This is a genomic window from Hymenobacter sp. AT01-02 (genome assembly GCF_000961955.2).
In the GTDB taxonomy this organism is placed as follows: domain Bacteria; phylum Bacteroidota; class Bacteroidia; order Cytophagales; family Hymenobacteraceae; genus Hymenobacter; species Hymenobacter mucosus.
This window is the reverse complement of the sequence record NZ_JZIR02000078.1, coordinates 1-10490: the sequence shown is the minus strand read 5'-3', so window position 1 is coordinate 10490 and position 10490 is coordinate 1. Positions and strand designations below refer to the sequence as shown.

The 10490-nt window shown below is 57.1% G+C and carries 8 protein-coding genes; 2 read left to right on the top strand and 6 right to left on the bottom strand.

Annotation, left to right across the window (positions count from 1 at the left end; all coding sequences use genetic code 11):
• From VI25_RS19085 to VI25_RS19070, 5 genes are all read right to left on the bottom strand, one after another.
• The coding region (locus VI25_RS19085; protein WP_236705138.1) for an AMP-binding protein at positions 1-805 on the bottom strand (805 nt) is incomplete at its 3' end.
• Between the two features lie 227 nt (positions 806-1032).
• A complete protein-coding gene (locus VI25_RS19080) occupies positions 1033-1704 on the bottom strand; it encodes a hypothetical protein (protein ID WP_045686928.1) in 672 nt (223 codons plus the stop codon).
• Positions 1705-1792: 88 nt separating this feature from the next.
• On the bottom strand, positions 1793-2611 hold the full coding sequence (locus tag VI25_RS27940) for a serine hydrolase domain-containing protein (protein ID WP_152981704.1): 819 nt from the start codon (positions 2609-2611) through the stop codon (positions 1793-1795).
• Positions 2608-4932 (bottom strand): glycoside hydrolase family 3 N-terminal domain-containing protein, encoded by a 2325-nt coding sequence (locus VI25_RS19075; RefSeq protein ID WP_152981703.1) that lies wholly within the window; start codon positions 4930-4932, stop codon positions 2608-2610. Before VI25_RS19075 ends, VI25_RS27940 begins: the two co-directional genes overlap by 4 nt.
• Positions 4933-5190: 258 nt before the next feature.
• Positions 5191-6213, bottom strand: coding sequence for an alkaline phosphatase D family protein (locus VI25_RS19070; protein ID WP_045686927.1), 1023 nt, complete (start codon positions 6211-6213; stop codon positions 5191-5193).
• A gap of 199 nt (positions 6214-6412) precedes the next feature.
• Between VI25_RS19070 and VI25_RS19065 the strand changes: the two genes are divergently transcribed.
• Positions 6413-7705, top strand: a complete 1293-nt coding sequence (locus tag VI25_RS19065) for a carboxypeptidase-like regulatory domain-containing protein (RefSeq protein WP_161806983.1) — start codon at positions 6413-6415, stop codon at positions 7703-7705.
• An 88-nt stretch (positions 7706-7793) separates the two neighbouring features.
• On the opposite strand, the gene VI25_RS19060 is transcribed toward VI25_RS19065, so the two are convergent.
• Positions 7794-8450, bottom strand: coding sequence for a superoxide dismutase (locus VI25_RS19060; protein ID WP_201783340.1), 657 nt, complete (start codon positions 8448-8450; stop codon positions 7794-7796).
• 710 nt (positions 8451-9160) lie between these two features.
• On the opposite strand from VI25_RS19060, the gene VI25_RS19055 reads away from it, so the two are divergent.
• Complete coding sequence (locus VI25_RS19055) at positions 9161-10453, top strand: T9SS type A sorting domain-containing protein (protein WP_152981702.1); 1293 nt, start codon at positions 9161-9163, stop codon at positions 10451-10453.
• Positions 10454-10490 lie beyond the last annotated feature (37 nt).

The window sequence follows — 10490 nt, the reverse complement described above, 5'->3', positions numbered from 1 at the left end:
CTTCCTGCTCGTACAGCTCGTAGAGGCTGGCCGCATCCAGGCCCGGCCCAGGCAGTACGAGCTTGCAGCCGTTGAGGGGCGCCATGTACGGAATACCCCAGGCATTGACGTGGAACATGGGCACTACCGGCAATACTACGTCGCGGGCCGAGCAGTTGAAGCAGTCAGGGAGGGAGGCCGCGTAGCTGTGCAGCAGGGTAGAGCGGTGGGAGTAGAGCACGCCCTTGGGCTGGTCGGTAGTGCCTGAGGTGTAGCACAGGGAGGAAGCGGTATTCTCGTCGAAAACGGGCCACTCATAGTCGGCAGGCTGCGCGGCCAGCAGCTCTTCATAGCAGCGCAGGTTGGGTAGGGGGGAAGCTTCCGGCAGGTGGGCGCGGCCGGTCATCAGCACCCAGCTTTCTACGGTGGGGCACTGAGGGGCCAGCTTCTCTACCAGCGGCAAAAAGGTGAGGTCGAAAAACAACAGCCGGTCTTGGGCGTGGTTGATGATGTAGACCAACTGCTCGAAGAACAACCGCGGGTTTATGGTGTGGCACACCGCGCCGAGGCCCGATATGCCATAATACAGCTCGAAGTGGCGGTGGGTGTTCCATGCTAGGGTGCCTACCCGGTCGCCCGTGCTAACACCCAGCGCGGTGAGGGCATTGGCCAGTTGCCGGCTCCGCTGGTGGGCCGCCGCGTAGGTGTAGCGGTGCAGCCCGCCCTCCGGCAGGCGCGACACAATTTCGGTATCGGAGTGCCACTTAGCGGCGTGCTCTAGCAGCCCCGCAATACGCAGGGGCTCGTTCATCATCAGGCCTAACATGATACTGGTGGGAATTGGGGGTGAACAGGACGTGCAACAAGCTACCAAAAAAGCAGTTGCCCCACGTATGCAATCAGCCTAAGATGCGCCTGCTACCCCCCACTCGGTACCATGTCGCCCCCAAGCTAGCTTAACAGAGCAAGGGCTACTCTACTTGCTGCAAGAATAGCCAAACGCAAAGTTGTGCAGTAGGCAACCGATAAGCGAGTGGGCGCGTGCAGTACCAGCTACGGTAGCCGATACCACAGAGTGCTGCCTTCCACAAACCCAACTACTCCGTAGCCTTTCGCATAGTAGATGCGCCGGGTAGACTTCGTGCGAGGGCTGGTTGGTAGGATGTGCGGCCCGTCAGAAACTCGAAGAACAGAGTCGTAAGCAATAGTTCCCAAACGCATGGTTGGTAGCAGTTGCGCGGTAGTATCATAAAGCGCTTCACCCTTCAAAACATGGTTGAGTGGTAGAAGGTATCCAAATCCCCTGTCCCAGAATACGTAGGTATGATTCCCGTACTCAGTACTGCTCATGCTTAGCAAGGTAGTAGGGGCGATGAGCACCGAATCGGGGTGGGCAGGCGTGCTAGTAGGCGTAGGTTGGTACTGGATGGTATCGGTACGGCGGGCAACTATATCAAGCTGTTGCGCCTTGATTTTCGTTGATGGGCCTAGGTATACCGGCGCCGTTCCGCCTGTCCGGTAGGTTATAAAATGGCTGTTGACCTCGGTAATGGTGAACGTGCGCACTTTGCTGCTGCGGTCTTGCCCGAAACGAAGCACGTCGCCGGTATGGTAGGGCTGCCAGGCCAGCAAGTTGCTGGGGAGTGTATATTCTTCTTCCCGGTTGGAAATGCAGCTCGTGCACAATAGTAGTCCGAAGGCAAGAGAAAAGTAGTTCTGTTTCATGCACAAACGTGGTAGGAGAAGTAGAGCTGCGAAGAAGAAAGAAGGTTGCATACACAAAAAAGCCCCGGCTTAGTACCGGGGCTTTTCTTTAGTTCTCCTTCGGAACGGTGCTTTCTACGGCTTGCTTCCTGGCTTGCTGAATGCTTTCCAAAGCTACCTGTAACACGCCGGAGCGGACGCTCAGCTCGGTAATCTTGTTGTTGCGGCGGGTAGGATTCACGCGGTTGGTGAGTACAATGCACATGAGCTCCTCCTTGGGGTCAAACCAGAAGTAAGTGCCCGTGTAGCCCGTGTGCCCGTAGCTCTGCTGCGATACGCTCTTGGCCGAGTTTACGATAGGATCGGCAGCGGGCCTATCAAAACCCAGGGCGCGGCGATTATCGGGGCAGAACTGGCAGCGGGTGTACTCGGCTACGGTTTCGGGCTTGAGGAGCTGCTGCCCGCCGTACTTGCCATTCCAAGCGTAAAGCTGCACCAGCTTGGCCAGGTCGTTAGCGTTGCCGAACAGGCCCGCGTGGCCCGAGAGCCCCCCAAGTAGGGCCGCGCCCTCATCGTGCACGGTGCCGTGAAGCTGGCTGTGGCGGAACAAGGAGTCGTACTCGGTGGGAACGATGCGGCTGAGTGGGAAACGGCGGGTAGGGTTGTAGCCCAGCGTGGTGGCGCCCAGGGGTCGGTAAATTTCGTCCTTCACGTACCGGTCAATGGTTTTGCCCGACACGCGCTGCACGAAGCGCGGATACATGATAAACGACAAGTCAGAGTACACGTAGCCTGGCTTCTCATTAAGTGGAGAGGCTGCAATTTCCTTCGTGATGCGCTCCGGGAAGTCGTTGCGGGCCCACAAGTTGCCGGCCGCCCGTAGCGGGAAGCGGGCCGAAGAATCGGGGCGGAAATAGCGGCGGCTCATTTCCGAAGGCTGAGTAGCTGATACTTTCTGCGCATCGGGCTTTTGCCGAATAGAGCATTGAAGAAGCCGCGGGGCTTGGTGTACTCTTTCCAGAACGGAATCCAGGCCTTCAGGCGAGCCTGGTGGGTAAGCACGTCGCGCAGCTTCAGGTCTTGCTTATTAGAGCCCACAAACTCAGGGAACAGCTGGCCCAAAGTCATGTCAGGGTTGAACTTGCCTTCGTCTTGCAGCTTCATGAGCGAGGGTAGCGCGGCCGATACCTTGGTCACGGAAGCTAAGTCGTAGAGGTCATCGTTGCGTACGGGCCGGCTTGGTTTGCCCGCCTGGGCGGGAGCGTCGGCATAGGAATGCGTGCCGTAGCTTTTGCGCAGTACTACTACACCGCGGCGGGCAATGAGTACCTCGCCGCCGGGAAAGGCGCGGGCCGCCACGGCTCCGTTCATAATGGAGTCTACGCGGGCTTCCAGGGTGTTGTGCATGCCCACGGCCTCGGGAAAGCTATAACCCAGCCGAATACCGCCCTGCGTGGGTAGTCCAGTGCCATAGCTATAGCGGTCTGACACCGTAACGGGTAGCTGGCCGCTGGCCGACACGCCCCCGAAAATAATTTCGGCGGCTACATCCTGGGCGTTTTTGCTTTCCTGGTAGGCCAGCACCACGGCGTCGGCGCGGTCTAAGTCCCGGATTTTGGCTACGGCGTAGGCATTGCCGAACACGGTTACTATCATCTTCTGGCCTTTGCCGCCCAGTTCCCGCAGGAGCACATTGGTTTCGGGCGTCACGCCGAAGTTGGTAGCGGGCAGGCGGCCCAGGTTGTTCACTCCTACCAGAATGGTGCTGTAGCCTTTCAAAGTTTCCCGCATCCGGGTCAGCTCGTCCATACTGGCCGTGGCTGGTAGCCAGAAGTGACGCACCGCTGCGTAGTCGGCCACCATGCGCTGAAAATCCGTGGTGTCCTTGGTGCCGATGGTGAGCGTAGCCAGGCGGAGGGTATCGAGGCGCTGCAGGGGAATCAGGTTTTTCTGGTTGCGCAACACCGTCACGCTCAGCTCGGTGAGGTGCTGGCTCAGGTACTGGGCGTGGGGCGTGTTCAGGTCGGCGGTGATGTTCTTGAGGTCAATAGGGCGGTAGCGGTTCAGGCCCGCCCATTCCTTCAGGGCTAGCACTTTGCGGCAGCGCGCATCCAGATCGGCTTGGCTAAGCTGGCCTTTGTTGATGGCCTCGCGCACCATTCGCAGGGCCAGCGGAATGTTCTTGCTAAACTCCAGTACGTCGTTGCCGGCAAGCAGGGCCCGCAAGTCGGCGTCGCCGGGCGGGTACTTGCTGATGACGCCCTTCATATTCATGGCGTCGGTAAAAATGATGCCTTCAAAGCCAAGCTTTTGCTTCAGCAGCCCCTGAATAATAGGCTTGGAGAGCGTGCTGGGCATGCCGGTTGTGTCTAGAGCCGGAATGTTGAGGTGGGCCACCATCATGCCCCCCACGCCCCGCTGAATCAGGCTCTTGAAGGGAAATAACTCCAGGGTGTCAATGCGCTTGCGGTCAATGCGGAGTAGGGGCAGGGCCAAGTGAGAATCGGTATCGGTGTCGCCGTGGCCGGGGAAGTGCTTCGCCACGGCCAGCACCCCCGCATCCTGCATACCTTTCATGTAGAGGTAGCTTTTCTCGGTTACATTTTCCCGGTTCTCGCCCCAGCTACGGAAGCCAATGACCGGGTTGGCGGCGTTATTGTTCACATCAATCACCGGCGCAAAGTTGACGTGCATCCCCAGGCGTTTGAACTGCGCGGCTACCTCCGTACCCATGTCATACAGCAGCTGGTTTTCTCGAATGCCGCCCATGCTCATCTGGTAAGGGAAGCGCTGCACGCTATCTAGGCGCATGCCCACGCCCCATTCGGCATCCATGGCAACTAGCAGCGGGACTTTGCTTTGGCCCTGGTAGCGGTTGAGCAGCTTGCTCTGCCGCACTGGTCCGCCCTGAAAGAAAATCAGCCCTCCAATACCATACTGCTGAATAAGAGCCGAAACTGAGTCTTCATCGATGCGCTTGCGGTTAGAATAGGCAGCTACCATGAACAGCTGGGCTACGCGCTGGTCGGGCGTCAGGGTCTTCATCACCGAATCAACCCACTTCGACTGCCCTAACTGACTGGCAAACGGCACCGGGAGGTTGCGGCTCTTGGCAGATTTGGTGGCTGGAATGCGGGCGGTACGAGTGCTGGACGATGATTTCTGGGAGCGACGCTGAGCTGAGCTGAACGCTGGACTGAGCAAGACCAGCAGCAGGAGCAGAAGCGAGAAGAAGCGGGGGAAGGACAAAACGGCAGAGCAAAAAGGTGAGGTTGCGAATTTAGGAGTTTGCCAACAGCAAATGCCATTACCACAAGAGCCACCCGCTGCAGGCAAGGGCACTGCTACTTCTTGGGCGTTGCTACCTACCCACGCCCCGCTATTCAACCCAGTTAGAGCTACAACAGCACCGCACCCACCAAAGCCAGCGCCTACCCCCTCTGGCAGCAGGACTCAGAACGGCTGCTACAGCCCCCGCCCAGCTTATTTTTCGCTGCTTAGGCCGTGCTAAGGGTTCACCACTATTTCCTCCGAGTAAAACACCTTGCCGTCGTCGCCGCGCAGGGAGGCTGTTACGAGCAGCTTGCGCCGCTTGGCCCGGAACTGAAACAGGGCGTAGTGCTTCTGATTCACGAGCGGCCCCACGCGATACTGGTTGGGCTCGCCCGTGTTTTGCGTGGCAGGGTGGGTAAGGCCGCTGGATGTAACCTCGTACAGAGGGTAGGAGAGGCCCGGCACCGGCGCCTTCGACATCTCCCCGATGTGCCGGTCGCCGCTGATGAGTAGTACGCCCTTGGCTTTGGTGGAAGCCAGCAGGCTCAGGAAGCGCTGACGGGCGGCGGGGAAGTTGGCCCACTTCTCGAAGCGGTGCTCTTGGGGCAGAAATTGAATGCCGGAGCCGATAATATGAGCATCGGCATCGGAGTTGGTGAGCTGCTCCTGTAGCCACTGCCACTGCGCCTCGCCCAGAATGTCGCCGGTGGGGTTAGGCTGATACACCAGGGCCGCATCCCGGTGAATAGGGTCCTGAAAGTAGCGGTCATCTAGCAGAATTACCTTTACCTTCTTGTGGCCTACTTGGTAGCTATAGGCCGCATAAATGCCTTCCTGCTTGCGGCGTGGGCTCTCGGCAGGCTCTTGCAGGAAGTCGAGGGCGAGCTGCTGGTTCTGGGCTTTGAAGGGGTAATGCTTGTCGCCGTCGTTGCGACCGTAGTCATGGTCGTCCCAAGTCCCGATGATGGTAGTACCTTGCTCACGCAGCTGGCGGTAGCCCGGCTGGTTGAACTCGGCCGTGTACTTGGCCCGCAGTACGGCTGGGTCATCGGAATCCCCATAAATATTGTCGCCGAGCCATATCCACACGTTGGGCTTGTCGCCGGCAATATCGTCCCATAGCGGCTGGGGCAAGTCGTGGCGGTTGCACGAACCAAAGGCAATGCGCAGTTCCGAATTGGCTTTTTGCGCCGTGGCGGCTGGGCTATTCCACAGGAGGGCAGTGGTAGCGAGTAAGCAAGGCAGCAGTAGTTTCATGCCCCAAAGATGTGCCACGGAACACGAAGGCTGCTACCCCCCGTGAAAAGCAGCAATACCATACTACTACCAGGAAATTGAGTTGCCACGCCGGGCCAACGAAAGTGCGGTCCTACTTTTGCAGAGCAAACGTACGAGTGCATCCTCCCCCGGCGTTATCGTGTCCGGTTGTAGTCTTTACCCTTAATCTTTGGTTGTGTTGTCATCCATTCTCTCTCTTCCCGCCCCTCTTCCGTCTCTGCGCTGGCTGTTGCCGGTGTGGCTCTTTTTGGCTGCGGTAGTACTAGCGCCGGCGGCTCAGGCGCAGGTGCAATTGCGCGGTACCGTTATCGACAAGGAAACCAACGAGGTGCTGCCGTTTGCCAGCGTAGCGGTGGTAGGCACCGGCAACGGTACGGCCACTAACCTCGACGGCGAGTTCACCCTGACCGTAGCTAAGCTGCCCCTTACCCTGCTGGTGTCGGAGCTGGGCCACTTGCGCGATACGGTGCGCGTCACGAGTGCTACCCAAGCCCTACGCATTGGGCTGGCCTCGGCCACGGTGGTGCTGCCCGAAGTGAAAGTAGGAAGCTACCCCTTCCAGCTCGTAGACCGGGCGTACCGCCAGATGAGTCGCAACTACCGCCGCAAGTTCTACGGCAAAGCCTTCTACCGCCAAATCACGCGCCTCGATAATGCCCCTACCGAGTTGCAGGAAGTAGTGTGGAACGTGAAGACCAACAACGCCCGCATTGAGGGTACTACCATTGCGCAAGGTCGCTACGCCGCCGTGCCCGCCCTCACGGCCTTCAGCAACTTTTCGCTCTATACCAAGTCCTACGGCTTGTTTGACGCCTACGCCGACACCACTAAGTCCCTGGCCTTGCTCAGCCCCACGGTAGTTAAAAACTACGAGCTAGAGCTGAAAGGCATTGTGTCGGGCCCTGACAGCACCAAGGGTGGCGTAGCTGAAATTGCTTTCAATACCCGCCCGGAGCTTACCAAGTATCGCGCCGAGGGTACCATTTGGATTGACATTGATACTTACCGCGTGGTGCGCTACCACATGACTACGCCCAACTTCACGGTGTCGTCTAGCAACCCCAACCAGAAGTTCAGCAACCCCAAGATGGACATCGAAATGAGCTTCCAGCAAACGGAAGGCGAAACGGCCCCGCTGGAATACATGAAGGTGAACCTAACGGCCGAACTGGCTGCCAACAAGCAAATCACGCCCATCAGCGTGTCGTCGTTTACGTTCTTCTACGATACCAGCACCCAGCCTACCAACCTGCGCTACGCCAAAGTGAGCCTGCAGGACCGCGACTTGGACGCCATTCGTAGCATCAAATACGACCCCGAATTCTGGGTCAACAACTCAGTGGTGCGCCGTACGCCGGTGGAAGATGAGGTAGTAGCCTCGTTTGAAAAGAAAGGCGCTTTCGGAACCATGGTGAAGGGCGCCGCTCCCAAAGCCGACGTGCGCATTGAGAACGGACGCATTGTAAAATAAACCTTCGCCTACCTAATGAATACGGCAACAAAAAAGGCCGCCTCTGCTACAGAGGCGGCCTTTTTTTATTGTGGGCTTACGCTTTGGGCTAGCCTTTGCGGGCTTCCTCAAAGCGGCGCGTTACTTCACTCCAGTTCACTACGTTCCAGAAGGCTTTCACGTAGTCGGGGCGCTTGTTTTGGTACTTGAGGTAGTAGGCGTGCTCCCACACGTCGAGGCCCAGCAGCGGGGTGCCGCGCTGAATGCCCGGTACGTCCATGAGGGGGTTATCCTGGTTGGGGGTAGACGTGATGGCCAGCTTGCCCGACTTCTTGTCGTGGATCAGCCAAGCCCAACCCGAGCCAAAGCGGCCCGTTGCTGCCTTCGTAAATTCCTCGGTGAACTTCTCGTAGGAGCCGAAGTCCTTGGTAATGGCCGCGGCCAAGGCACCAGTGGGTTGCCCACCGCCTTTGGGGTCGAGCAGCAGCCAGAAGAAAGAGTGGTTCCAGTGCCCGCCCGCGTTGTTGCGAATAGCGTCGGGCTGCTTACTAGCCGATGCCAGCAGCTGGGCCAGGCTTAGCTTTTCCTCGGGCTTACCGGCTACGGCCTCATTCAGCTTCGAAACGTAAGTTTTATGGTGGGCATCATGGTGGATTTCCATCGTCTTGGCGTCGATGTGGGGCTCCAACGCATTGAAGGCATAGGGTAGCGCCGGCAGCGTGAACGGGCCGTCGGCAATAGGCGTGGCGCGGGCTTCACGCAGCAATTTCTCTTCGTGGGCAGCTGCAAGATGGCTGGGCTTACCAGAGCGCCTACCATAGTAAGCAGGCCGTTTTTCAAGAAATCTCGCTTCAGCATAACAGAACTAGGTGGAAAGTGAAAAGAAGCGAGCTGCTTCTGCAGCCCGCCCCAAGGTACTCACTACTTACCTACAAGTAGGGCATCCTGTTTCAGCACAGCCGTAATAAATGCCGAGCTTTTTCTATTCCGAGGCCGCGTGAGCTTCTTCTTCACCCGCTGAGTAAGCGGCGCTAGGCGCCACTTGTCAGCCACTAAGCGGGCATGAATCGGTAGCTGCTGCGCTGCGCCTGCCTTAGTGCCGGAGCCCGTCAGGGGCTGTGCTGCAAGCTAGATGTAGTGACTGCTAAGGGCGCAACTACGTGAAGGTTGACCTTACCATTAAGAGCTACTCGATTTATAATAATAGATTTTAAACAAGAAAAAATATTCTGTTTATATTATTTGATAGGTTATACTGAATATTGATAAAGTTATTATAAATACCAGTCCAGCTCAGAGCTAAAAGGGTGTTTTAGCAATTTAGTGAAAATAGAGACTTGGTTGTGGTGCCAACGTAGTACGTATTCATGTTTTGCACTACTTATATTTTGCTAATAAAAAATAGAATCATAAGATGTTGATACACGTACATTTGACAGAATTTATAGAGACCTATTACTCCCACCCTGAGTACCCATGAAAACAACTACTCTTACTATTGTTCTATTTTCAATGATGTGTCTGAGTTTCGTGCAAGAAACCGCCGCTCAGGTCATTTACACATCAAATCCGAAGGGAGGGCGCTGGAGCGACCCAAGCACTTGGACTGTCACAGGACAGAAAACGGGAAGCAAAGTGCCCACCAATGAAGTGAGCCGCAGAGGCGACAACAACAGCAATATTATCGTCATCAACTCACCGGTTATTCTCGACCGTGACTACACCGTAGATGGCAAAGACGGACACATGACCATTACATCTGCTGGCTCCCTGGTGGAAGATGGCACCGACCGTCGTCTTGACTTTGCCGAAAAAATGGGGTCAGACGAAAACCGCCTATTGCTGAATGGCCGGTTGGCGGTCAGTTCCATTAGTTTTATGAAGGCCGATGCCACCATCAATGCCCCCATGGAGGCTGATTGCAGCATTGCCGTTGGTAACAACGCTACGCTCACTATTGGTAGCACCGTGGCCATTGACGGCAACTTGGTAGTGCGCCAGGGCAATCCCAGCCTGGTAGGTGCCGGTCAACTAGCCATCGGAGGCTGCGTCATGACGATTGACCAGGGAGTACAGCGCGGCCTGTTTGGCTCTGATCTGCGCGTGTGCCTAGGTGGTAAATCCACAAACTGCGGCACTGAGAATTTGAAAGGCATGAACTGCAACGACCGAGTACGCGAGGCTATTGCGGTGAACGACTGCTCGCCGCTGCCCGTGCAACTGGTGAGCTTTGCGGCCCGTAGCACGGGTGGTCAGGTGTACTTGCAATGGGCCACGGCCTCTGAAATCAACTCGGCTAGCTTTGCCGTGGAGCGCTCTGTTGATGGTCACTCCTTTGAGCAAGTAGCCCTGGTAGCAGCGGCCGGAACCTCTTCTGCGCGCCGCAACTACACCACAACAGATGCCCAGCCCCAGCCCGGCATGAACTACTACCGTCTGCGCCAAGTAGATCTGGATGGTAAAACTGCCTACTCCCAGGTATTACCCGTAGACGTTAGCAGCGGAGAGGCCCGCCAGCAAATGGATGTGTACGGTAGCCTTGCCGGCCAGCCTAGCCTCAATGTAACCATGCGCGTCAATGGGCAATGCCAAGCCATTCGGGTGCTGGATAGCATGGGCCGGCTTCTCTACACCGATCAGCTCCCTGCCAACGCGACGGGTAGCGTGAGCCGCCAGTTGCCTCTTACTGCTAGCAAGCCTGGTATCTACATTGTGCAAGCTCTTACCTCGGAAGGAGTAGTAAGCCGCCGGGTGCTTGTGCACGAGTAGGCTGCTCACTGCTACCACACTGGCACACAAAAAGCCC